A 23,894-nucleotide genomic window follows, 5' to 3' on the forward strand; every position below is an offset into this window, starting at 1 on the left:
CATGTGGTATAGTGAAAAATAAGTATGACAAATAACCTTCCAATCCCTTTGTTTTGGAAGGTTATACCAACATGAAATGATTAAGCAGAACGGAATGTTTTTTTACTTTTAAGGATGACATAAAGCCAATGAACCAGTTTATTCGCACATGCGATCAGAGCTACTTTATGAGGCTTCCCTTCGGCTCTCTTGCGATCATAGAAATCTTTAAGTCGCATATTACGAGAACGGATGAGTCCACACTGGACAGCCATAACTAACGCATAACGAAGTTGCCGGGAACCACGTTTGGTAATTCGATTCCGTGTTGCCGTAAACTTTCCTGAAGCGAATACACTTGGGTCAATGCCTGCAAAGGCTACTAGTTTCTTTGGATGATCAAAACGGTCGACTTCTCCAATTTCCGATAATACCGGGAATCGACTGGATTAAATCATATTCTTCAATTTCTTTAGCAAGAGCATCTATGTTCTCTTCCAATCGAGATAGATGCTCTTGGTACTGAATAATGAGTGAAATCAAAACTTTTAGATTGATCAAGTGACTAGAGTACATGGTTTGTTGAAAAGGATTTTGTTTTGCTGCATCCAACAACCGCTCAACTCGTACACAGATCCAACTCTCTGAACGCCCTCGTCTTGAAGAAAGCAGTTCTTTAATTTTGGACTTAAGCGTGCCTTCGTCCGATTGCAATACCAAATAGGAAGTTGGAAACTCATTTAAAAATCGAAGTGAGATACTAGAATATATGTCCCCGAAAACACCTTTTGTACGTAGGGAAAACTTGATCAAGAACAGCTTGAAACTGCAGTTTAGTTTGTACACACATTTTTGAAAGAGACTCATATTGTCTGGTTAGATAACGCAGATTAAGCAGTTGTACACCTCTTTTTTTATAGGGTTCAAATTCTTCTTTGTAGACAACTCTCCCAACAGAAAAGCATCAGCAGCATCCGTCTTCACTTTACGAAGGTTGGACTTTCTAAGCCGATTTGAGATGAGTGGATTAATGACAATATACAAATAATGATGCTCCTCTAAGAACTGAACAACGGGACTTTGGTAATGACCAGTTGCTTCGAGAACTAGCAAAGGACGTAGTCCAGAAGCTTTTTCAACATTCTGAATAGCTTGAAGTAGCTTCGCCAGCCCTTCTCGGGTATGTTCGAATTGAAACGTCCCTTTGTACGGTTTACCTCGTTCTAAAAAGGATTGTCCATGGCTTTCATCTTTAGAAATATCCAGACCAATCACTGGATTCATTCAATTCACCTTCCTAAGTTAGTTTTACCGGCAGCCCCTGTGATTTCATCTTGTCGCTCCATAGCATCGCTTGTTATACGGGATCTCAAGTCCCAACCAGCCTCAATCATGGTCATGACAAGTAGGGGTGAACATTATAGCGCTCGGGATCAAGTCCCACGGGCAGGTACGTTCGACCCGGCTACCTCAATTCTCAAAGCTAATGAAAAAAGGATCAACCAGAAAGAACTGGTTGACCTTATAATACGAACGGGCAGGTTATTTCGACCGGTTAGTATTGAAAAACGTCGTTTCCTTTGGTGATATTATGAAAGTAATGTGTAGCTGGCGAACGCGTTGAACCGCGAGGGAGCACGTGAAAGGGTTATGTCACACGATAGAAGTGAAATGAAATTGTATTTCAACTTTTCCCGTGAAAGGAGATGTTCTAAATGACTGCTTATATGGTATTGGTGGTTTTAATTTAACCGAATATCGGGCGTAGTAAATTTCAATCTTTGATTATAGCTTGGAATGCGGGCAACCGGGAATATCACCCGTGTTTTTTTGCTATGCCGTAAACAGTAACCTCTCGTGAAATGCTGGTAGCGGGATACGATGACGGTCGTATCCCTTTTTGATGATCGATGGTGAAAGTCTGCCGTATAAGGTGGTTTGGAAAACACAAAAAAATTTGAGCGTTATGGTGATCCAGATTCATGGCGAATGGAATACGACCTCTATGCATCGGATTACGCCACGGTGGGCCATCGTGATTTTCCAGGTTGACGAACAGGAAATAAATAGATAATATTGAATTATAATTTACTTTACTAAAGTAAACTAATTTGTAAGAGGGTTGATTAGAAAGATTTACTTCATTTTAAAAAGGAGATGAAATGAGTGAGGTTGTTTGAAGGAGTTCTGATATTTGTTCATATCGCTTGGTTGTTTTCTTTTTCACTCAAGGCGGATGCCAAAATCAAAATTAGTGCCAATATAGCCGCATTCGCTCTGTTAACTCTTCATCTGGCAGCAGAAGGTTATCGCTGGCAGATGGCGGTGACCTATACTTTGTTTGTTGTTCTGACTGTAGTCACGATTATGCTATATTTTCGAAGGAAAGATAAAACAGAGAACAGAAAAAAAAGGAAAGCACAAAAACTTTTATACGCCTTGCTGCTCATTCTGTATGCGTTCGGCAGCGTCGCTCCTGCAACATTGATTCCCGTATTCCAACTTCCCAAGCCAACTGGATCGTTCGAAGTGGGGATGAGCTCTAGACACTTGCTTGAAGAATCTCGAACGAACGCCGCTTTGCCGGAGCGAGTAAGAAAAGAGCTCATGATCCAAATATGGTATCCCGCCGAAATCAATGACAACATACAACCTATCCGTTACCAATCCTTTCCCTATGCAGAATGGGCAGGAACTATGGAATTTCTTTTTTCTACGCCCCGCTTCTTTTTTGACTATCTCAAATATGGCCGAACCAACAGCATACAAGATATTGCCGTGTCCAATCAGCAAGACCGATACCCCATCCTGTTATTTTCACATGGGTTTGGCAGCACGAGAATGCAAAGCTTTTCTCAAATGGAGGAACTGGCCAGCCATGGCTATATCGTTGTCAGTGTGGATCATATGATTGATGCGGCCTTTACGCAATTTCCCGATGGGCGAGAAGTCATGAGTAAGGCCGATGCTTATTCGTATTCATTTACGATTGAAGATGAACGAAATGTGAGGGCAAGATCGGAAGATATGACGTTTGTCCTCGATCAATTGACGGTATTGAATGAGTGGGACCCCGAAGGTTTGTTCACCGGCAAACTGGACATGGAACGAATCGGTATTTTGGGGCACTCCTACGGGGGTTCAACCGCTGCTCAGTCGTTATTGGACGATGCAAGAATTTTGGCGGGGGTCAACATAGACGGCCCATTGCATGAACCGGTAGCAAGCAAAGGGCTCGAACGGCCATTTATGTTTATTTTGAATAAAGACTATCTGGATTTAGACGATGAGGAAATTAAATATACATCTATCACGCCAGAGCAATTCCGGCAATATCATAGTCAAATTAAAAAGCTTGCGGATTATCACTTTAGAGAGGGAATTAGGGCAGATACTTATCAACTTATTTTTAATGCCGGAGATCATTATTCTTTTTCCGATTTTCCATTTTTATCGCCGCTGTTGTCGAAGGGGATCGATATAGAAGAATTTCATCAAGTGATGAATCGCTACATTGTAGCTTACTTTAATCATTATGTTATGAATGAAGAGATTGATCCCTTGTTGTTGAAAGAGGAGCATGTAAATCAGTTCTATGACTATGAAGCGAATAAAAAGAGGAACTAGTATGATTTGACGAAATCGAAATACTTCTTTATGCTACAGGTAACTTTATTGATTGAGGTGCGGCGATGCAAGATTATCTTAAAATAGTAGAACAAATCAATCAAGCCTTTGAGCAATTCACGGCGATCGTTCAAAGGGAGGTAGCGGAAGCGAAACAACTGGAACATTTCCACCTGACCCCGCAGCAGGAGTTCATTATGTACTATATCGTCCGTAATGAGCCCGTAACGGCAAGACAAATCGCTTTATATTTGGACGTCTCGATGAGTGCCGTCAGCCACGTTATGCCCAAACTCGAGGAACAAAAAATGATCGTTCGCTGGACGAATCCGGAAAATAAAAGGGAAGCGCTGATCCGATTAGGGGAACGCGGTCTGGAATATTCCGCTTTGTTGCACCGAATCGATGAGTTGTTGGTAAGAGATTATTACTCCAAGGTGAGCATGGATGACCTCGAAGCGGTTCATAGTACTCTTCAGAAATTGGTCAAAATATCGAAAATGCAAGCAAAGAAACAGGAGGAGTTGTAGTAAGAACGTTATTGTTTCAAACAGCTGCCTCCTTCGGGACAGGGTGTCCGCCTGTTTATAGAATTAACATCAATCAGTCAATAGACTTTCATTTTAGCGAGGAAGCAGGGTTTAATGAACTTAAGGGTAAAAAACACATCATACCGGAGAGTCATCTTGAACTCGTGGACGACATTTATAACGTAGACGAAGAAAATTTTCAAAGGGACGATTCATTATATAGGTGTCATTCCTAATTTCCGTGGGAAAGGATTTATTAACGACTTTCTTTTAAGAGCAATTTTTTCCTAATCTGCATGATATGCTGCGTAGAAGCAGCCCTATATAAGGCTGCTTCATCCTACACTAGATGAATCCGGCATTACTCTTGCAAAAATTTGATCATTTCGTTGAAAGCCAAATTGCGATGTCCTGCCTGGCAGTGCTGCTCGCCGCCTGTTTCCTTGGTGAACACCTTCGTCGTGATGGACGCTGCGTTGCATAGTTCATTTTGAATTTGCGGCAGTCGGCTGATCGGAACATACTGGTCATCCTCTCCGGCCAGCAGCAATACATCTTGATTGATAAACGCGCCGATCCCGGCCATCGTATGCTTCTCGAAATTTTTGAGCAGAGCGAACGGCGTTGCCTCGCCCGTGTTTTCCATTCCTTTCATGACTTTCCAGCTCAAATCGATGCTTTTCTTCATCATGTTTTCGATCAGGGCATTAACTTGATCAGCTTCATTGGTATCCAAAAGCGTACTCAGTTCGTTCCAGACATCCACTGGCATTCGAATCTTCAATGCATCCAGACCGCTATAGAAAATATTGAACGCAATCACTTTATCGATCCGCTTCTCAAAAGCGGCGGCCCTCATCGCCAAATAACCGCCCCATGAAGCCCCCAAGATGCTTACGCGATCGATCTTAAAGTAATCGATAACCGCTGCAAGCGGCTTTTCCCAGTTATGAATGAATTTCAAGCCGTTTTTAAGTGCCGTACCTTGTCCCGGACCGTCAAAGACAATAATATTATAGTTAATTCCTTTTATGAAGTTCATCATCTTAACCATTTCTTCCATGTATGAATCATATCCGCCAAATACGAGCAGCGTTTGCTTGGCGCCGGGCGTTACCAATTTAATCGCTGGCAGATAGGAATGTTCATACGGAATTTGATAGGACTCATAGTCAAAATCATGGAAACCTCTATAGAAAGTCTCGCGGTATTTTTGATACATATTCTCTTTGGCCGGATTCGACGGATTCAGATAAAACTCAGCAGCCTGATAATAGACGGAAGCCAGATCATAATCCTGGCGTTCTTCCCGCATAACCGCATATTCCAGCCAAGATTCATACCAGCTGTTCATATCCTTCAATCTTGGAATTATTCCTCGCAAATCGCTGTTTGCCCGTTCGTCATCCTGATAAAAATCATTCAAAAAACGGTTGATTTGCAAATTGAATTGTTCATTGGCAACATATTGTTTAAACATACAATCCCCTCCTTTGCGTTGTTACAAGGCCATGTTAAAGGAAGGGGCTTTACCCAGCAACAAGCAAAAAAATTCTTAACGTACGAAATTGAACGCTATGTACACCAAGAGTTCGAAAAACAACCTTTAGAAAGGATTCGATTGCATGGTAGAAGATGTTCGCGTATATAAAACAAAGAAAAACATTGCTGACGCACTTATTCATTTACTAGAAGAGAAGGACTTTGCCCACATTACGGTAAAAGATATCTGCACCCTCTCTTTGTCGAGCAAATCCACTTTTTACAGCCATTTTATCGATAAATACGATCTTCTGGAGAAACTTGTTCAACTGCATGCGGCTTCATTCGAGCAAGAAATATCGCGGCGTTTTGATTCCATGAAACAAGGCAATGTGGCCGAAGTCATCGAAATGATCGTCGAACAAACGGTTAAGCAAAATGCAGAAATTTCCACGCTGTTAAACGTACATGTACCTTCGGCGGATTTGCATGTGGAATTCGAGAAGATCTTATATCAAACTTGTTTATCCTTTCTGGAAAAGGAAGTTACGGCGCCGGCTGTATCAATGGAATATCTGGCCCGCTTGTATGCGGCAAACGCCATGGTATTGTTACACTGGACTTTACAACATGGCAAGGATGAACATGCGATTGACCTTGCTTATCAAATGCAGAGGTTTATTTTTGACCTAATTTCATAAGTGAAAATATGAGATTTAGACTACATCAACCATATAATGAAACATATCTTATGCTGTTAAACGACACAAAGGTACCCTTGTTTGTGAGCAGTGATGTAAAAAAATGAAAGTACTAGACTGAAAAATAAAGTGTTAGACTGAGTATATCAAGCAGGGGATTCATGAGGAGGATACATACATGTATACGTATCATTTTGAGAAAGTAAAGATTGGGTTGTCGTCGCAAAAAAACGTAGAAACTAAGGTGCAAGAGATCATCCACGAACATGCTAAGGACGGCTGGCGCTTAGTTCAAGTTATCCCACCATATCATGGAGCGTCTACTCTGAGTTTCGAAATCATCTTTGAGAAAAAAGCATAAATAGCTAAGAGGGAAATAGATTATCGCTGTTCGATAGTCTATTTTTTTTATATATTGAAGAATTCCAGCCAACAGATGGTGAGAATTCCATTAGGGAAAAAGGTTATGACCTAAGGCATAGAAAAAATAATATCGACTTTCTAAACAAATATGTTTCAAAAGTGTTGGAAATAAGATATCCTAAATATGGGAGTCATCTGATATTGAAAATGGAGGCGTTTTCATGAATGGTTGGATTCAGGCTGGTACGGTAGATGAGCTGAGAGAGCGGGGATCGAAGCTAATCAAGGGTGGCATCGTTGTTTTTTATCACGAGGATAGAGTGCATGCGCTTGACAATCGGTGCCCTCACCTTGGTTTTCCGCTTCACATGGGAAGTGTGTGCAATGGAATTTTGACATGTCATTGGCATCATGCGCGGTTTGACGTATGCAGTGGAGGAACGCTTGACCCTTGGGCGGATGATGTACCTGTGCACGATATAACCGTTAATGACGGATTCATTTGGGTCAACCCGAATTCCCGGAACGGCAATCAAGTTCAACTGTATAAAGACCGACTTCTGAGTGGTATTGAGCAAAATATCGGACTTGTCATCGCCAAAGCTGTAGTCGGATTAATAGAAGCTGGCGTTCCTGAGACGGAAATCGCTGCAATCGGGATCGAAATAGGAGTTAAACAACGCAGGCAAGGGTGGGGATCTGGATTAACGATCCTGACCGCGATGGTCAACATCCTACCTAAGCTTGATAAACAAGGTCGAATTCTTGCGTTATTTCAAGGCTTGCTACATACGGCACGCGACTTTGCCAGAAGTGGAACCCGCTTCTTGCTCGATTCGCTCCCTAATACAGACGTTTCCGAAGAACGGTTAACAGAATGGTATCGTGATTGCATCGAAGTTAGGGATACGCAAGGCGCGGAAAGGGTGCTGCTGACCCTCGTGAAGGCAGGGGCGGATGAGAAGCGATTATTCTCAATGATGAGCATGGCGGCAACGGATCATTTCTATATTAATGGAGGCCATACACTGGATTTTCATAATAAAGCATTTGAGAGCTTGAAGTATGTCGGGCAAGAGCAGCGTAAATATGTCCTTGCTTCACTCGTTCCGATGTTTGGAAGCGCATCTCGAAGCGAAGAGCTTCATAGCTGGCAGTCTCCGATCAATTTGGTTCAGCCATTAAAAGAAGCGTTCGAGGAGCTGTCTAATAAGGAAATTGCATTCGATAGCAGGGAGGGATCTGGCATCGATGAAGAGGAGCTGCTCCTAGCTCTACTCGGAGACGATCCGCTCAGGACGGTTAGCATGCTGAAGGAAGCTTTACTCAATGGCGCCTCTCCGTTTCGAATCTCGCAAATTGCCACATTGGCAGCGGCTGAACGGGTTGTCCGGTTTCATATGCAAAACGATTTCGGAGACTGGATTTCGGTGCTGCACACTTTTACGCACGCTCACGCAGTTCACGAAGGTTTGATCCGTTCCGCCGACCCATGGTTGGTTCGTGGGATTTTTCATACAGCAGCTACGATTTACCTTGATCGGTTTTTGAACATCCCTGCGGCTCCAAGACCGTCTGCAACTGGTGCGACCAAGGAAGTGCCACAGCCCGCCGAGCTGCTTGAGATTCTCGACAAGCAGCAACAGGTGGCGCCGGCAGCGGAATGGGTAATCCGATATCTGCGCAGCGGCGGGAAGCCGGAGCCTTTATTCAATGTATTGGGGCATGCGCTGCTTCGAGAGGATGCGGAATTCCACTCCTTCCAGATGTACGAGGCGGCCGTAGCAGAATATGACCGCTGGGCTTCCGAGTCGGGAACGTTCGCAGAGAAAGCCCGTGAAACACTGATTCTTGCGGTTACCCGTTATTTAGCGGCGCATGCTCCTACCTCACGTGAGACTCCTCATACGGCGACAATCGCATGGAGGCTCCATCGAGGAGAGAAATTGTTCGAAGAAGAATGAGTGTTAGACTGACCCGAGTATAAAGCCATCGGCAGCCTTAGACCGGATCAATTAAGTTCTATACTGCCGATGGTTTATTGAACTAAGTTAACTATAACTGTAGCGAGGAAGCAGTTTCATTGAACCTAAGGAGGAATTGATACATGTCTTCAAGCTATGAGAAAATTGCTTTTGTCTGGACTGAACCAAAGGAAAAGGTAGTTGTGCCAGATCGCTGCGAATTTACAAAAGTAATCCCGGAATTAGAGGATATTGGAGTTTGGAGAATTTTTGCCGATACAGATGTTGAAAATATCCCGATGAGGATTGCATTTGAAAAAGCAGGATACGAAATTAATAAATAGGAATAGATACTATTTAAGGGCCAAAGACAGATAATTTCCGTCTTGGCTTTTTTAATTCGATTATTAGTTGCTTGCCAAAGTAGGCCGACACAGAAGCCAGTTGCTTTTTCAGCGCTTATTGATATTTACCAGTTTAAGAGGAATGAAATTAAATTTACAGTTGTAATAGTTGTTTGTGTCAGTTATATTTACATATGTAATAGTTAATCTAAGATAAGAAGGGAGGACAAACAATGGAGAAAATGCCCAAGATTTCGGAATCTGAGTGGGAGATCATGAAAGTCATTTGGCGGGAAAACCCGATGACAGCTGAGCAAATTGTGCAGCATTTGCCGGAGGGCACGGACTGGAGCGATCAGACGGTCAGAACCTTTATCAACCGGCTAATGAAGAAAAAAGCGCTGGGTTACCAGAAATCTGGAAGAAGTTATCTTTACTATCCGCTAATTTCGGAAAAAGAGTGCGTGCGCGCGGAAAGCCGTTCTTTTTTAAACCGAGTCTTCAATGGCGCAGCTGGATTGATGATGACCAATTTTTTGGAGGAGACCCAGCTGTCAAATCAGGAGATTGAGCGATTGCAGCAAATTTTGCTGGAGAAGCAAGGAAAAGAATCTAAAGATTCAAAAGACTGATCACAGCCTTACAAGCGTGAAATTTAACCAAATGAGGTTATGCCATGGATATCGCTGAACATCTTTTCAATTGGTTTGTTGCTTCGACGCTGATGGCAAGCGCGGTTGCAGTCGTGGTGCTAGCAGTTCAGCATCTGTTCCGCAGACGCATCCATGCGCGTTTGAGGCACGCACTATGGCTAATTGTATTGTTGAGGCTCATGCTGCCGGTTCTGCTGCAAAGTCCGGTAAGCTTGTTTAATGCAGTTCCTACACTGACAGACATAAAAAATGCTGTCTTCGGGCTTTCGTATCAGCTGGGTAAGCCTGACACGATATCCGAACACAGCCAAATAGAAAACACCAATCAATCTCATTATACAACGAATGAAGCTGAGAAGAACACTGTTTTTCAGCCTCTTATGACCATGAAGGATACGGAAGAACAGGCCGAAGCGGGCATACAGAGAGAAAGCCACCCGGCTGTTCGTGTGCTGGCTGTAGTTTGGCTGACGGGTGCGGTCGTCTTGCTCGGATATAACCTGACCTACTGGCTGCGCTTCCTAAGAAAACAAAAACATTTCAGTCCTGTCGACAGTCCTGCGATATTGAAAATTGCGGAACAATGTCGCATCTTATTTTCCATTAAACGCCCTGTGGGGATATACGCGGATCCATCCGCTCAAAGTCCGTATATTACTGGAGTTTTCCGTCCAGCGGTCTATTTGCCGAAATCGCTTATTTCAGAAGCAGTCAATGAACAACTTCTCAAGCACGTGATCGCGCATGAGCTGGCTCACTACAAACGAAAGGATACGATCTGGAATATGATCGGCAGTCTGGTGTTTGCTGTTCACTGGATGAATCCATTCGTATGGTTCATGCTGCGGCAGATGAAAGCCGACCGGGAGCTGGCCTGTGATGCCTGTGTCCTGGAGGTGCTTGGGGAAGAGGAGGCAGTGCCTTACGGCATGACGATTATCGGATTTCTAAGACGGTATGCTACGGGAAGAAGTAAGGCTCATCTTCTTTATTTCAAAGGCTCTAACGGTCAAAAAGAAATGATAAGGAGAATTAGTATGATTCAATCTTTTAAAAAGGGTTCTTATAAATTATCAATGATGGCAGTCATTCTCGTACTCTTGATCGGTACGGCAACGCTGACAAATGCGAGCGCATCCGAAGGGGGAGCTTCCGCTTGGATTCATGCCGAAGACGGCGGGAATGAAATGCTATTTCCGAATGAAGAATTCCGGGTATATGATAACCTTGAAAAAGGGGCGAAGGTGGCACCGTTTACATTTAAAGTTCCTTCCCTGTTGCCAGAGGGCTATGGTTTTAGCAAGTTGAGCATTCAATTCGATGCTTCGTCACCGAGTGTCAGACTAGATTATGTTAAGGCTAAAATAAACAAAAGTAGTGGCAACTTCAGCTTGAGAATTAAGCCAGGCACTGATCTTCAGAAACAGTATGATCAAATTTTCAAGGGAGAGCAAGACAGAATCGATCAGAAGGATAGCGGGAAAGTTATAGAGAGAGAATCCCTATCCTTAGCCGGCATAGAAGAAGGCTACAAAATTACGATTCGCATGACCACCTGGAAGGGACAGCCGGAAAGATATTATTATATCTGGAAGGATCAAGGCATAAGCTATGAATTAAGCTCCTACATCTTGTCTAGCAGCGAAATGGAGCAAATGATAGGTTCCATGAAATTTCCCGAGGCCAAGGTTAACAAACTTCATGAAGACAATGAGTATCATGGCATAATCTTGACCGGTTTGTATGATGCCGAGGATATCCGACGTGCTCAGAAGCTGGTGGGTTTTAAAGCCGCTTTTCCACGCAAGCTGCCCGGGGAATTTGCCGCCAGCAGTTCCTATGTTTCCCGTAAAGCGAATTTCAATCATGTAGAGAATGATGAGGATTCCATGCGCAAACTGTTGAATGTCCTTTATAGCCGAGGCGATCACAAACAGAAAAATAAAGCTGATTCTGGCATCCGAGACGTTTCATTTAAGCAGATGTTAAACGGGAATATGTATCAGGAGATGAAAAAGAACGGCCAGGTTTCTTATTCGAAAATTGACGGTGAACGGAATAATGTTAAGCTCACGGCCATAACTCTACAGGGGAAAGAAGTACTCCGTACAGAACCTTACAATCTGGATGGCGAACCTAAAGGACCTAATGATCTTAGACTAGTCAGCTACTTCTGGTTTGACGGTAAGGTTTGTTATCAGGCCGTTTTCAGCGGCCAAGGACCGGAGGAGCAAAAAATAGTGGAATATTTAATGAAGCCGGATCGGAAATAGAAGTCAATAAAATCATGCCAAAGTAGGCCGCCACAATCACAGTGGTGGCCTACTTTATTATTGAAACACTTACATGGTAATCCTTTACATGTGGTCAGAATATTGATATAGTAAATACATAATTAAATATTACGTAATAACGTATATTTGGAGGTGGTATTCATTAGCAACGAAGAATTGCGTATTGAGATAGACGCATTGAAAACACAAATGGCAGGACTAGAACGACTCGTTCGAAATATTGCAACCAGTCGTCCTTCTGTTGAGCTGCCGGACGAGATTCATGCAAGTAATGAAAGTGAATCGTCTGGTTCCGTTTATTATGCTGGTCAGTATCAATCAAATGGACAATTATTGCGTTGGGAACCAAAAGAAAGACAATTAAAGCAGTTACTTCATATAGGCACCGATAAAATTTCAAAAATACTTTCAGCCTTAGGCAGTAAACCGCGTCTCGATATTATAATATCCATTCTTACCGAGTCACTTACTGGTACACAAATCGTCGAAAAGTTAGGTTTGGGTACCACTGGCCAGTTATATCACCATTTGAAGGCATTGCAAGGTGCAGACTTGTTATCACAGGACAAAAGTGGACGCTACACATTGCCTGATCATCGGAAATTACCACTACTTTTGTTGTTATCAGCCGTGGTGGATATGTTAGATACTAGCGATTATTTAGACATGGTCGAGGTAAGAAATTCTGCAGGTTCATATCTGGGGGAAATAAGCAAGGATGGTTTTGATGCTAATTTGCTTTTATGGGCAGTGTTGGAGAATTCAATACTTGAGCACGTTGCCGGTTACGTGAGTGAGGTTCATATTTTCTTACATCAACATGGGGATGCAACCGTTAGCGATAACGGTAGAGGCATACCCGTTGGAGCATTTCAAAATAGTAATAAATCAACGGTACAAACTGTATTAACAGACATCGAAAGATTTAGCAGTGAGGCTCCGTACCAAGCACCTGGCGCGGAAAAAGGTATCAGCATTGCAATCGTCAACGCTCTTACCTACCGTCTTACTGTTGAAGTCCAAAGAGAAGGTTATATCTATCGTCAAGATTATAAACATGGGATTCCACAATCCGATCTATTGACGGTAGGCGTAACACAAACTAATGGTACTAGTATAACCTTTAGACCCGACCCTGAATTATTTGGCAGAGGATTCGATAGAGATACACTTAATCAACAAATAGAAAGATTGGCATTGTCGTATCCGAACTTGACCGTTTATTTACATTAAGACGACGAGGAGGAACGTTATGGTTGAGACAATTTATACGAATGAGGATATCCTGACTATGCTCGATTCCTTATTAAAAGAACAATCTACATTTAATTGGGATACTTTCTATTCTGAAAGAGGTAGGTCAGTTCCGTTTTTCGTTAATGCCCCAGATGAAAACTTGGTTCAATATTTCAAGGAAAAATGGATTACACCAGGAGGAAGGGGCCTAGAACTGGGTTGTGGACCGGGAAGAAACGCTATTTATTTGGCTAAGCAAGGGTATGACGTTGATGCAGTAGACGCATCCAATGAAGCTTTGCAATGGGGGAATGAAAGGGCTAAAGAGCAAGGGGTCAGCATTCGTTTTATTTGTAAAAACATTTTTGATTTGGACATTCAGAAGATACAATACGATGTAATATACGATTCTGGATGCTTTCACCATATTGCTCCGCATCGAAGAATTGATTATGTAAACCTGATTAACGAAGGTTTAAAACCTGGTGGATTCTTTGGAATCACTTGTTTCGTTGAGAATGGTAATGTAGGTGGCTCTGATATTACTGATTGGGAAGTTTATCGTCAACGTAGTCTAAGAGGAGGACTTGGATATACTCCTGAGAAATTAAAGATGATATTTAAAGACTTTCAAATTGTTGAAATCCGGAGAATGAAGGATATAGAACAACTAAGTGACTGTTTTGGCACATCGGGATTATGGGCAGCTTTGTTTCAAAAGAGAGCGGATTAATATCAAAAGGGTGTTATTGTAGGTACCCCACTCATGCTTGGCACGTTCGTTGCAAAGAAAGTGGTGCAGCGTATGAGTGTTGCTTCATTCCGATATGTATTGGATGTTCTCCTCTAGTGTTCAGGACTTTCGATGCTGTGGACTGGATTCGCTCTGTAGTGATAGTTCGACAATATAACGGAATTTTCTGCACTAATATTTACTTTACAATTCACAAAATAGTTCAACAGAACCTCATCTGTCTAAATATGGAATGTTATAATCATTATCAGTGATGGGTATTTATTCCATCATACTTTCTCATTCCAGGAGGGTTTGCCAATTGTTCAAGAAATCATTAATGATCACTTCGATGGCCGCTGTTCTATTTTGTAGTGCGATACTTCCGGCGACACAAGCATTTGCTGCTGCAAAACCTGCACCTGTAACATCAGTAGCCGTTAAAGTTATGGATGGACAAGTTGAAGCTTCCGAAAAGTTGGGTGTGCTGGTTAGAGGTGCTCTTGGTGTAATTAAGGGATCCGTTACTACTGGTGGTGAAGTACTTTACAATGTTGCAAAATGGCTTAATAAAGATACAGCAAAATATTTTTCCAACAACTCCAGCAAAATCATTGAAGGTATCGATAATGCAATAGCCAAAATCGATACGGCAAAGGATTATGCGACTGAAGACATCAGTACCATTGTTCTCGATGGCCTTCGCATGGCAGGTGTTCCTGATTCATACGGTGTAGCCATTGCTGAAGCAATAGCTAAGACAGTTGACTGGCTTCTGCTGTAATTAACTTTGGTTAATTCAAAACCAATCTCCTGCCCGGTTATTACAAACCGTATGGGGGATTGGTTTTTGTGATATAAGCAGCTGCTTATACTTTTTTCTTTGCGACTTCTTGATATAATGTCTCCAGATGCTGCTGAGCGTCTCGAAGTTCATCTTTTCCCCTTAATGTAATATCGTATAGGGAACCTGTGATAGTTAGATAACCTTCGCTCGTCAGATGATCCAGCTCTTGTTTTACTTGCTGTGGACTAAATTGATAGCCGTGGCTGTTAATTTCAGGTTGGATCTCCTCAGGTGTAAGTGCATGTTGATTCGCATGATACAACAGGTGTATTCGTGTAAATGCGTTTTCGAAATCAGAATGCATGGTGAAAAATCCCCTTTTCATAAATGGTATCCAATCATAGTTATCATTGTTTTTCTATCCCTTCATTATGCATTCCCCCGGTGAAACAGTTGAAATATATACCGGATCATGGTTAAACTTCTTGTAAGATCAGCTTGTATTCACACTACAATAACCAAAGAGGTTTAAAACATGACAAAAACAATTTTAATTGTCGAAGACGAGCATATATTGCGGGAAATTATGAAAGACTATTTTAGCAACGAAGGATATAACGTTCTAGATGCAGGGGATGGGAAAGCAGCATTACAACTGTTTCAGGAAAACAATGTAGATCTACTTATTCTTGATATCATGCTGCCAGAATTAGATGGTTGGTCCGTATGTCGTCGAATTCGCAAAACTTCAAATGTACCGATTATTATGCTAACCGCTCGTGTCGATGAAGATGATACGCTGCTCGGGTTTGAACTGGGGACAGACGACTACGTTACCAAGCCATACAGCCCTCCAATATTACTCGCTCGAGCGAAGAGATTGCTAGAAAACCGACATCATCAAGAAATGGACAACGAAATCATCTCTAGCAGCGGAATCTCGGTCTATGTGCATGCTCGCACGGTTACAGTAGACGGAGTTAGCTGTGGCTTAACTCATACTGAATTTGAAATATTAACATACTTAATGAAGCATAAAGGGATTATTATCACGCGCGAACAATTGATAACAAGAATATGGGGCTATGACTTTGAAGGCGATGAACGAACGGTCAACAGTCATATACGGAATTTGCGTCAAAAACTAGGGGACAAATCTGATTGCATCGTAACGGTTGTTCGGTCTGGCTATAAATTTGAGGAGATAACATGAAAAAAGGTATCGTATTCAAATTATTTGTGTTAACAACCGCATTATGTTTACTCATCCTCGCCATCATTTATTTTGGCCAGACCGTATTTTTCAAGAAATATTATATTCACCAAAAGGTAGAGAATGTGAAAGCAAGCCTTGAAGCATTCGCTCAAAACTATGATAACCCAGACAATCACACGGTAGAGATACAGCGGCTGGAACAGGAATTTTATCGAGAGCATAATACATGGGTAACTGTACTGGATCAACTCGGCAATATTAAAGGAAGCAATGATGACTCCTCAATCGAAATTGAAATAAATGGCGTTAGCGGTGGGAATTACGCTGCCAAAATCATCACAATCCCTTTATATAGCTTTACTGATTTTCAGGGAATCCGACAAGGACATGAATTTCTACGAAAAGGGACCGATGCCGTAATTCAAGTTCTTAGAAAAGGGACAGAAATTATTCCTTATCGAATGAGCATATATAACTTCGCACTTACGTGGGAGAATAATCAAATCGCAAACAAAGAGCATGAGCTTTTTCCAAATGGATATGAAGGAGATAAGAATGCTGGGAAATTCCCTATATTTTCCCTATACGGAACCATAACGAAAACGAAACTTCCTGCAAAAAATGAACCTATACGATTTATTTATTCGAACCACCTGTTCTTAGACCGAATCAGAGCATTTCAAGCTGAATTGCTGTTGAAGAATGTAGAAGAGGCATCAGCTGCATTAGAGGGTACGTACGAAGAGAATGATATCAAATATAAACAGTTTATTTTGCCTATAAAAGACAAAGAGGGGAAGGACGCTTATCTATTTGCAATGACCTCCCTGCAGCCAGTTGATGAAGCTGTACAAATGATCCAAGATTATTATCTTTATCTCATTATATTCGTTCTGGTGCTTATATTGCTGGCCTCGTTCTATTATTCCAAAGGTATAGCAAGACCTTTATTGCGAATCAATCAAATGACAAAGAAAATTACGGAGCTGGATTTCTCTGAAAAGCTTCCGATTACGTCAAAAGATGAGATCGGAGATCTCTCACGTAATATTAATGAGCTATCGGACAAGTTGCATTCCTATATCCAAAAGCTTCAGCATGACATTGAAAAAGAAAAGCAGTTGGAGCATACACGCAAGGAATTCATTTCCGGTGTATCGCATGAATTGAAAACTCCTCTGAGTGTCATCCAGAGTTGTCTGTCGATCTTGAAGGATGGGGTAGCGAACCACAAGAAGGATTATTACTTTGCCGCGATGGAGAGTGAAGTGAAGAGGATGGATCTTCTCATCGTGGACATGTTGAAATTAGCGAAATATGAATCAGGTACCTATAAAATACAACTAGACACGTTCCGTATCGATACAGTCATTGAAGAATCATGTAAGAAGCTCTCTACAGAAATTGCTGGGAAGAATTTGAGTTTACATGTATCTCTTGTTCCGGTCGAAGTCGTGGCCAATCAACTCCTCATCGGTCAAGTAATCGTCAACTTTATCACGAATGCGATACGCTACACACCTGAAGGGAATTCCATTCATATTTCCATGAATGAGAAACAGGAATCGGTGAAGGTATGTATTGAAAATACAGGTGTCCATATACCGTCAGAGAAAATCGAGAAAATATGGGATCGCTTTTACCGTGGAGAAGCTTCCCGCCATCGTTCTACTGGGGGGACTGGCCTTGGACTGGCTATTTCCAAAAAAATATTGGAATTGCATGAAGTCGATTATGGCGCATGTAATACAACGGACGGTGTTCTCTTCTTTTTCAACCTGAAGAAAAGCAATTCTTAAATAAGCCTAACCCATTCAGATTCGTTATATATGCGAGCAGTTTCTTGATAATATCAAGAACTGCTCTTTTTTTATTTGATATCAATCTCGTCTGCACTTTATCTGCATCTCTCCACATTAAACTATCCATTGTTATGAGATAAGGACGTCACGTACATTAATGGACAAAAAGTGAGTCACAGGAGGGGAAGAAGATTATGTTGAACACATGGAAAACGATACTTCTGGCTGGGATGATTGTTGTCTCCTTAACAGCTTGTGTAAATCAAAATGGCGGGGCATCTCTGCAGGAAGGTGATACAGAAACGTCAGCAAACAAAGACGCAAAAACGTTAAAAGAAGCCTCAACATCAATGAATGAAAATGATGAACTGAAAGCATTATTCAACAAAAGTGTTTTCTTTGGCGACTCCATTACAGAAGGATTTATGTTTCATGATGTTTTGGACATCAGGAATGTATTTGGAGAGGCCGGAAAAACAGCCTTTTTCGCCTTAAAAGACAATGACGTGGCCAAACTGGTCGAGAGAAATCCGGAACATCTATTTATCGCACTCGGCTCAGATGACATCCTTTGGCCGACGGAGAATCCATTACAGTTCGCGATTCAACAATACGGTTTGCTGCTCGATAAAATGAAAGAGGAGCTCCCTCATACCAAAATAACGATCTTGTCGGTGACCCCGGTAACAGAGAAAGCGTTAAAAGGAGAGCCGAGGTACTCCAATATTGCCGCGTACAATCAAATGTTAAAAGAACTGGCTGGCAAAAAACAAGTGAAGTATGTAGATGTGTCCTCTATTGCTGAGCAGAATCCAGCCCTCTATGATGAGGACGGCATTCATTTCAAAGCTGAATTTTATCCGCTTTTGCTCGACTTTCTGAAAGGCGAACTGTAATACGCTTCTCAAGAAGGAGGTCGACGAGCGTTGGTATTCAGCAGTCTGATTTTTTTGTACTTCTTCTTGCCGATAACCATTCTTATCTATTTTATAGCACCGAATCAGCTGCGAAATGCAATTTTGATTGTAGCAAGCTTAGTGTTCTATGCATGGGGAGAGCCTGTTTACATCTTTCTCATGCTCTTTTCAACGGTAATCGATTATGGGTATGGGCTGCTTATTGATAAATATCGGTATCGAAAAAGCACAGCTAGAGCGTTATTGGTCTGTTCCCTTGTCGGAAATCTTGGGATTCTCGGTTTCTTTAAATACTACGGATTTCTGGTAGAGAACATCAATTCTTTGTTCGGCTTGCATGTCGAAGTGACGACACTTCCGCTCCCTGTCGGCATTTCCTTTTACACGTTCCAAACGATGTCTTACATTATCGATGTGTATCGAGATAAGGTTCCCGTTCAGAAAAATCTCATCGCTTTCGGTACCTATGTGACGATGTTCCCACAGCTAGTTGCAGGGCCTATCGTTGCATACGGCGATGTTGCGAGACAACTTACACTACGAAAAATTACATTATCACTGTTTGGGGAAGGGACACAATTGTTCGTAAGAGGCCTTGCAAAAAAAGTGCTGCTTGCAAATCATATCGGCATGCTCTGGTCAAGCATCAAAGCAACAGCTATGTCTGACGTGACAGTAGCAACTTCCTGGATCGGTATCCTTGCCTTTACGTTGCAAATCTACTTTGATTTCAGCGGGTATTCGGATATGGCACGTGGTCTTGGGAAAATGTTCGGCTTTGATCTCACAAAGAACTTCAACTATCCGTATATAGCAACCAGCGTGTCAGAGTTTTGGCGTAGATGGCATATGTCACTAGGATCATGGTTCCGAGAGTACGTATATATTCCTTTAGGCGGGAACAGGGTAGGGATCGTAAAGCAGCTTCGCAATTTGTTTGTTGTGTGGTTTCTGACCGGTTTGTGGCATGGTGCAAGCTGGAATTTTATCATATGGGGCCTTTATTTCGGATGCTTTATTGTGATGGAGAAGCTATTCCTGCACAAATGGCTGCTGTATCTCCCTCGTTTCATGGGGAATTTATATACACTTCTCATTGTTATGGTGGGATGGGTATTCTTTGATCTCGATCGTTTACCAGCAGCCCTAGCATATTTAGGGGCTATGTTTGGCTTATACACACATCATTTTGCTGATAACAACACTTATTATTACTTGTCGACGAATCTTATTATATTGCTGCTTGCGATCCTGGCAGCGACGCCATTGCCGAAGCAGATGTTTTTAGCACTAAAGCAAAGATACCCATTAGGGAGCGCAATTTTATCGCCAATTCTGTATGTTCTGTTCCTGTTTCTTTCTACAGCCTATTTGGTCAATGACACGTATAATCCCTTCTTATACTTTCGATTTTAAGAAGTCGTACATCACAATTTACAAAGGAGGTGATTTCGCTTGAATCGTTATGACAAGTTGTCTCTGTCTGTTATGGCCGTGTTGTTTCTTTGCGTAATCGGCCTTATTTTACTACTCAACTTGATCTTGCCGAAGCGGGAATTCTCAGAGGCAGAAAATCGGAAGCTTGAGCAGTTACCTGCGTTTACGTTTCACAGCTTTATTTCGGGGAAGTTCACATCCAACTTTGAAAAGTTTATAACGGATCAATTCGTAGTTAGAGATGTATGGGTTGGTATAAAGTCTAATGCGGATCAAGCGATAGGTAAAAAAGAAAGTAACGGTGTGTACCTTGGTAAAGACAGCTATTTAATTCAGAAATTCTCTGCAATGAAAAAAGGAGAGCTTGAAGAGAAAATCCAATCGATCAATGCCTTTCATACAGCGACACCTGAACTTAATAAGTATGTAATCCTTGCTCCGACCGCTGTTAGTGTGATTCAAAGCAAACTCCCTAAATACGTATCTGAGAATCGAGAGCTGGATGCTCTACATACCGTAAAGACATCATTGAATCCAAGCATTCGCTATGTCGATGTATACCCTGCACTGTCTTCGCATCAGAATGAATCGATCTACTATAAAACTGATCATCATTGGACAAGTAAGGGTGCTTACTATGCGTACCAACAGCTAGGCAATTGGATGGGATACAAGCCGATGAAGGAAGAGGAATTCGAGATCCGAACGGTAACGGAAGATTTCTATGGCTCCTTATATTCAAAGAGCGGATTTCGGAATTTGCACTCTGACAGTATAGATTTGTATGTACCAAAGAATGAAGGGAAGGTTACCGTCGATTATGTCGAAGAGGAACAGTCCACGAATTCGATGTATGCGATGGACAATGTGAAGAAGAAGGACAAGTACACTGTGTTTTTTAACGGCAATCATTCTCTTATTCAGTTGAAAACAAGTCATCGAGAAGGGAAGAAGCTGCTAGTGGTCAAGGATTCCTATGCGAACAGCTTCGTGCCTTTTTTAACATCGCATTTCAGTGAAATTTATATGGTTGACCTTCGCTATTATGAAGGAGATGTAGCAGCGCTTGCGAGGCAGCATCAAATCCATGACATGTTGATTCTGTATAACATGAATACATTCATTGAAGATCCATCAATCAATTATTTAGCGAACGAAGAAGGGTAAAGGAGGAACAGGATCATACCCATGAGCACTTATCATTATATTGCTAAAAATAAACGATTCTTCGCATTGCTCATATTCATCTTTGCAATTAGCGTGTTATCGGGATGTGCTTCGGAGCAGTCAGACATCAACGTGTCTGCTGCCAAGATAGAGGATCAGATGAAACAATCGGTCAAGTTGGATAAGCTGAAAAAAGGGGACGCGCATAAGCTGAAGAAGCTGTACGACCTTGGTACGGAACAAGTAGAGGACTTCCTGCTATATACTGCTTCCTCTAACGTCAGAGCGGATGAAATTGTTGTCATTAAAGTGAAGGATGAAAAGCAGATAGACAGTGTCAAGGCAAGTATTGCACAAAGAATCGACGCTCAAGCAGTTAAATTCAAAGATTATCGCCCTGATGAATATGCTCTGCTTGAAAAACATGTACTAAAGGTGAAGTCTCACTATGTTCTGTTTGTGGTCTCAGCTGATGCTGAGCAGATCGAAAAGGCATTTGACTCGGCATTAGAGTAAAACACGATTCTGCCTATCGCGGGAAAGCATCAAATAGGTATTATATTCCATAAGGACTCGTAACGTCAAAAATAGATTGTTGAGCTAACCATAAATAAATCAGTGGAGATGTCCATGATCAAAATACTTGTGGTGGATGACGAGAGCAGCATCCAGGCGGCCTTAGTGTACGCGCTGAGCAGGGAAGGTTATGAAGTGGAGACAGCTTCGGACGGTCAGAAGGCGCTGGAAAAGGTGGAGACGTTCTCACCTGACGTTATGGTGCTAGATGTCATGATGCCTCGTGTAAGCGGTTTTGACGTATGCCGCAAGCTGGATGGACAGCCGCGGCGTCTCCCGATTCCTCCAAGCTGGCCTTCGCGGTTTATACCGAGGATAAGGGCGGCATGAATGGGATCTATATTTTTGATACAGTCTCCGGTAAGGTTTCGCCGCTAGGGTTACCGTATTATCCGGCATATCCGCTAAGCTGGAACCCTTCTGGCTCCAGGCTGGGTATCACTGTGGATGACAAAGAGAAGCTTGCCGTAACCCATATTGTCGATTTCAAAAGATGAATTTGTTCAATAAAAAGGAGAGATTCGTTGTGAAAAAAGTACTTCTATCCACTATCGTATTGGGAATGACTCTATCGGGAGCCGCCGGTGTATATGGAGAATATCAACGCTTATCTCAATCACGGCATTACCTTTAAAGTAAACGGATCCGATCAGTCCTTAACAGATAAATGGCAATATGACCGTTAATGTGTCGCCACGTGATTATTCCAGCGACTATAAATTCAAGGAGGTAAAGCTGTCTGTTAGTGTAGCTAAACTGACTAATAATTAATAAGATCCCCCTGATGAAGTTGAAATCAGGGGGATTTGTTTTGACATCGTTAAACCTTTAAAGAGATGTTTACACAAAGTATCAGATAAGGTAATATATAGATGTTAAATATATAAAAAATTACCATTATAAGCCCCTTTATGGAAGGTGGTGGAGGGCTTGTATTGGAGATAATCGGCGAATTCAACCCGTTGCCCATCAAGATATGTCACCTAGTATCATTACTTCTTTAATAAGACAGAATCCTTGTTGATGTAGAGAAACCTAAGAAGGAGGCATAATGATGGAGGAAGATGTACGCAGCGAGAAACATATCGTGAAGAAGGCGATATTCTCAACTGAGATACGAAAGAAAGTACAAAAGCTGCAGAAAAGGAACAATTGGTATAATTTTTTCGCAATTAGCTACGACTGGCTGATTATTGCAGGAGGTATCTATCTCGCCAAAGCTTATCCAAGCTGGTGGATGTACTTGATTAGTCTCTGCTTGATTGGCAGCAGGATGAGAGCCTTCGACAACTTAATGCACGAGGCTAGTCATATTCTGTTATTCGAGAACCGCAACCTGAATAAGTGGATGGCTTGCTTTTTTGTAGCATTTCCTGTATTTACTTCCTACACGACTTATTGCAAATCACATTACATGCATCACAAGCACCTGTGGGATCCAGAATATGACCCAGATACGAAACGCTACGCGTTGATCGGGCTGGATAAGCCACAGGACAGTATCAAACAGTTTCTGATTCGTCACATCTTCAAGCCCTTAACCCTAACACATGTTCCCAAGTATATTTACGGTACGATTCGTGTAAACATCCTATCCAAGGAAGAACCATGGTCAGAAAAGCTTGCCAAGTCAATTTATTGGCTTACAATAATAGCGAGTAGTATTTCTTTCGGCTTTTGGAAAGAACTCTTATTATTCTGGTTTGTTCCATTGCTAACGACCTTCCAGATCTTTCGATACTGGGCTGAGATGGCAGAGCATTCCGGTCTGAAGACAGACAATGAACTGTACGCAAGCCGCAATACGTTCGGCAATCCACTTGAACGTTTTTTAATTCATCCCCACCACGACAATTTCCACCTAGTTCATCACCTATTTCCGGCTGTACCTCATTACAACTTGAAGAAAGCCCATATACTGCTAATGGAGGACGAGGAATATAGGAAGGCGCATCACTGTACTGGATTTTTTAAATCATTTGTTCCCGGCTTCTTTAGCGCCATCGAAGACATCTGTGGAAGGCACTTTGGCCGCAATAGCCGCAATAAAAGAATAGAATAGCATTTCAGCAGGACAATAGGAGGA

Annotated in this window: 20 protein-coding genes and 3 pseudogenes; 20 read left to right on the forward strand and 3 right to left on the reverse strand. The window is 42.0% G+C overall.

Translation table 11 applies throughout. From position 1 onward, the window contains the following. Positions 1-80 precede the first annotated feature (80 nt). Positions 81-1,263: pseudogene (locus M3661_RS12640) on the reverse strand (IS110 family RNA-guided transposase). Between the two features lie 882 nt (positions 1,264-2,145). Between M3661_RS12640 and M3661_RS12645 the strand changes: the two are divergent. Both M3661_RS12645 and M3661_RS12650 read left to right on the forward strand, forming a co-directional pair. Next, positions 2,146-3,606, forward strand: coding sequence for an alpha/beta hydrolase family protein (locus M3661_RS12645; protein WP_251485492.1), 1,461 nt, complete (start codon positions 2,146-2,148; stop codon positions 3,604-3,606). Positions 3,607-3,671: 65 nt separating this feature from the next. After that, positions 3,672-4,136 (forward strand): MarR family winged helix-turn-helix transcriptional regulator, encoded by a 465-nt coding sequence (locus M3661_RS12650; RefSeq protein ID WP_021252308.1) that lies wholly within the window; start codon positions 3,672-3,674, stop codon positions 4,134-4,136. A 361-nt stretch (positions 4,137-4,497) separates the two neighbouring features. On the opposite strand, the gene M3661_RS12655 is transcribed toward M3661_RS12650, so the two are convergent. Further along, complete coding sequence (locus M3661_RS12655; RefSeq protein ID WP_251485494.1) at positions 4,498-5,616, reverse strand: alpha/beta hydrolase; 1,119 nt, start codon at positions 5,614-5,616, stop codon at positions 4,498-4,500. 145 nt (positions 5,617-5,761) lie between these two features. Here M3661_RS12655 and M3661_RS12660 point away from each other — a divergent pair, with 145 nt between their 5' ends. From M3661_RS12660 to M3661_RS12700, 9 genes are all read left to right on the forward strand, one after another. Next, a complete protein-coding gene (locus M3661_RS12660; protein ID WP_251485496.1) occupies positions 5,762-6,319 on the forward strand; it encodes a TetR/AcrR family transcriptional regulator in 558 nt (185 codons plus the stop codon). 178 nt (positions 6,320-6,497) lie between these two features. Continuing rightward, complete coding sequence (locus M3661_RS12665; RefSeq protein WP_065293471.1) at positions 6,498-6,680, forward strand: DUF4177 domain-containing protein; 183 nt, start codon at positions 6,498-6,500, stop codon at positions 6,678-6,680. 223 nt (positions 6,681-6,903) lie between these two features. Then, positions 6,904-8,646: a Rieske (2Fe-2S) protein gene (locus tag M3661_RS12670; protein ID WP_251485498.1), complete on the forward strand. Its 1,743-nt coding sequence runs from the start codon at positions 6,904-6,906 to the stop codon at positions 8,644-8,646. Positions 8,647-8,789: 143 nt separating this feature from the next. Beyond that, a complete protein-coding gene (locus M3661_RS12675; RefSeq protein ID WP_251485499.1) occupies positions 8,790-8,990 on the forward strand; it encodes a hypothetical protein in 201 nt (66 codons plus the stop codon). Positions 8,991-9,223: 233 nt separating this feature from the next. Continuing rightward, entirely contained in the window at positions 9,224-9,622 is a 399-nt protein-coding gene (locus M3661_RS12680; RefSeq protein ID WP_065293469.1) for a BlaI/MecI/CopY family transcriptional regulator, read from the forward strand. A gap of 44 nt (positions 9,623-9,666) precedes the next feature. Further along, complete coding sequence (locus tag M3661_RS12685) at positions 9,667-11,916, forward strand: M56 family metallopeptidase (RefSeq protein ID WP_251485501.1); 2,250 nt, start codon at positions 9,667-9,669, stop codon at positions 11,914-11,916. A 198-nt stretch (positions 11,917-12,114) separates the two neighbouring features. After that, positions 12,115-13,170, forward strand: a complete 1,056-nt coding sequence (locus tag M3661_RS12690; RefSeq protein WP_251485503.1) for an ATP-binding protein — start codon at positions 12,115-12,117, stop codon at positions 13,168-13,170. Positions 13,171-13,189: 19 nt separating this feature from the next. Continuing rightward, positions 13,190-13,906 carry an SAM-dependent methyltransferase gene (locus M3661_RS12695; RefSeq protein ID WP_251485506.1) on the forward strand — a complete coding sequence of 239 codons (717 nt, stop codon included), beginning with the start codon at positions 13,190-13,192 and terminating at the stop codon, positions 13,904-13,906. Positions 13,907-14,228: 322 nt separating this feature from the next. After that, positions 14,229-14,690 (forward strand): hypothetical protein, encoded by a 462-nt coding sequence (locus M3661_RS12700; protein WP_251485508.1) that lies wholly within the window; start codon positions 14,229-14,231, stop codon positions 14,688-14,690. A gap of 85 nt (positions 14,691-14,775) precedes the next feature. Here the strand turns inward: M3661_RS12700 and M3661_RS12705 are convergent, their stop codons facing one another. Further along, positions 14,776-15,057 (reverse strand): hypothetical protein, encoded by a 282-nt coding sequence (locus M3661_RS12705; RefSeq protein WP_251485510.1) that lies wholly within the window; start codon positions 15,055-15,057, stop codon positions 14,776-14,778. 171 nt (positions 15,058-15,228) lie between these two features. On the opposite strand from M3661_RS12705, the gene M3661_RS12710 reads away from it, so the two are divergent. The 9 genes and pseudogenes from M3661_RS12710 (at position 15,229) to M3661_RS12750 (ending at position 23,870) form a co-directional block, all read left to right on the forward strand. Next, positions 15,229-15,906 carry a response regulator transcription factor gene (locus tag M3661_RS12710; RefSeq protein WP_251485513.1) on the forward strand — a complete coding sequence of 226 codons (678 nt, stop codon included), beginning with the start codon at positions 15,229-15,231 and terminating at the stop codon, positions 15,904-15,906. Continuing rightward, the gene (locus tag M3661_RS12715; protein WP_251485515.1) at positions 15,903-17,708 is read left to right on the forward strand and encodes a sensor histidine kinase; all 1,806 of its coding nucleotides are present in this window, start codon (positions 15,903-15,905) and stop codon (positions 17,706-17,708) included. Before M3661_RS12710 ends, M3661_RS12715 begins: the two co-directional genes overlap by 4 nt. A gap of 197 nt (positions 17,709-17,905) precedes the next feature. Further along, positions 17,906-18,607: a GDSL-type esterase/lipase family protein gene (locus tag M3661_RS12720; protein WP_251485517.1), complete on the forward strand. Its 702-nt coding sequence runs from the start codon at positions 17,906-17,908 to the stop codon at positions 18,605-18,607. A gap of 30 nt (positions 18,608-18,637) precedes the next feature. Then, positions 18,638-20,044: an MBOAT family O-acyltransferase gene (locus M3661_RS12725; RefSeq protein WP_251485519.1), complete on the forward strand. Its 1,407-nt coding sequence runs from the start codon at positions 18,638-18,640 to the stop codon at positions 20,042-20,044. Positions 20,045-20,083: 39 nt separating this feature from the next. After that, the gene (locus M3661_RS12730; protein WP_251485520.1) at positions 20,084-21,232 is read left to right on the forward strand and encodes a DHHW family protein; all 1,149 of its coding nucleotides are present in this window, start codon (positions 20,084-20,086) and stop codon (positions 21,230-21,232) included. Between the two features lie 21 nt (positions 21,233-21,253). Then, positions 21,254-21,748, forward strand: coding sequence for a DUF4358 domain-containing protein (locus M3661_RS12735; protein WP_251485522.1), 495 nt, complete (start codon positions 21,254-21,256; stop codon positions 21,746-21,748). 114 nt (positions 21,749-21,862) lie between these two features. Continuing rightward, positions 21,863-22,078 (forward strand): annotated as a pseudogene (locus tag M3661_RS12740) (response regulator transcription factor); the annotation flags it as partial. Positions 22,079-22,080: 2 nt separating this feature from the next. Further along, positions 22,081-22,305 (forward strand): annotated as a pseudogene (locus M3661_RS12745) (hypothetical protein); the annotation flags it as partial. Between the two features lie 557 nt (positions 22,306-22,862). Next, positions 22,863-23,870, forward strand: a complete 1,008-nt coding sequence (locus tag M3661_RS12750) for a fatty acid desaturase family protein (RefSeq protein WP_065293459.1) — start codon at positions 22,863-22,865, stop codon at positions 23,868-23,870. Positions 23,871-23,894 lie beyond the last annotated feature (24 nt).

The sequence above is a fragment of the Paenibacillus sp. MER 180 genome (assembly GCF_023713665.1).
GTDB lineage: Bacteria > Bacillota > Bacilli > Paenibacillales > Paenibacillaceae > Paenibacillus_B > Paenibacillus_B suaedae.

What these genes read in the sequence shown, in the direction of transcription:
- M3661_RS12680 (WP_065293469.1), top strand. Translation starts at nt 9,224, where the DNA reads ATGGAGAAAATGCCCAAGATTTCGGAATCTGAGTGGGAGATCATGAAA.
- M3661_RS12710 (WP_251485513.1), top strand. Translation starts at nt 15,229, where the DNA reads ATGACAAAAACAATTTTAATTGTCGAAGACGAGCATATATTGCGGGAA.
- M3661_RS12670 (WP_251485498.1), top strand. Translation starts at nt 6,904, where the DNA reads ATGAATGGTTGGATTCAGGCTGGTACGGTAGATGAGCTGAGAGAGCGG.
- M3661_RS12750 (WP_065293459.1), top strand. Translation starts at nt 22,863, where the DNA reads ATGGAGGAAGATGTACGCAGCGAGAAACATATCGTGAAGAAGGCGATA.
- M3661_RS12735 (WP_251485522.1), top strand. Translation starts at nt 21,254, where the DNA reads ATGAGCACTTATCATTATATTGCTAAAAATAAACGATTCTTCGCATTG.
- M3661_RS12660 (WP_251485496.1), top strand. Translation starts at nt 5,762, where the DNA reads ATGGTAGAAGATGTTCGCGTATATAAAACAAAGAAAAACATTGCTGAC.
- M3661_RS12655 (WP_251485494.1), bottom strand. Translation starts at nt 5,616, where the DNA reads ATGTTTAAACAATATGTTGCCAATGAACAATTCAATTTGCAAATCAAC.
- M3661_RS12685 (WP_251485501.1), top strand. Translation starts at nt 9,667, where the DNA reads ATGGATATCGCTGAACATCTTTTCAATTGGTTTGTTGCTTCGACGCTG.
- M3661_RS12720 (WP_251485517.1), top strand. Translation starts at nt 17,906, where the DNA reads ATGTTGAACACATGGAAAACGATACTTCTGGCTGGGATGATTGTTGTC.
- M3661_RS12715 (WP_251485515.1), top strand. Translation starts at nt 15,903, where the DNA reads ATGAAAAAAGGTATCGTATTCAAATTATTTGTGTTAACAACCGCATTA.
- M3661_RS12650 (WP_021252308.1), top strand. Translation starts at nt 3,672, where the DNA reads ATGCAAGATTATCTTAAAATAGTAGAACAAATCAATCAAGCCTTTGAG.
- M3661_RS12705 (WP_251485510.1), bottom strand. Translation starts at nt 15,057, where the DNA reads ATGCATTCTGATTTCGAAAACGCATTTACACGAATACACCTGTTGTAT.
- M3661_RS12695 (WP_251485506.1), top strand. Translation starts at nt 13,190, where the DNA reads ATGGTTGAGACAATTTATACGAATGAGGATATCCTGACTATGCTCGAT.
- M3661_RS12675 (WP_251485499.1), top strand. Translation starts at nt 8,790, where the DNA reads ATGTCTTCAAGCTATGAGAAAATTGCTTTTGTCTGGACTGAACCAAAG.
- M3661_RS12665 (WP_065293471.1), top strand. Translation starts at nt 6,498, where the DNA reads ATGTATACGTATCATTTTGAGAAAGTAAAGATTGGGTTGTCGTCGCAA.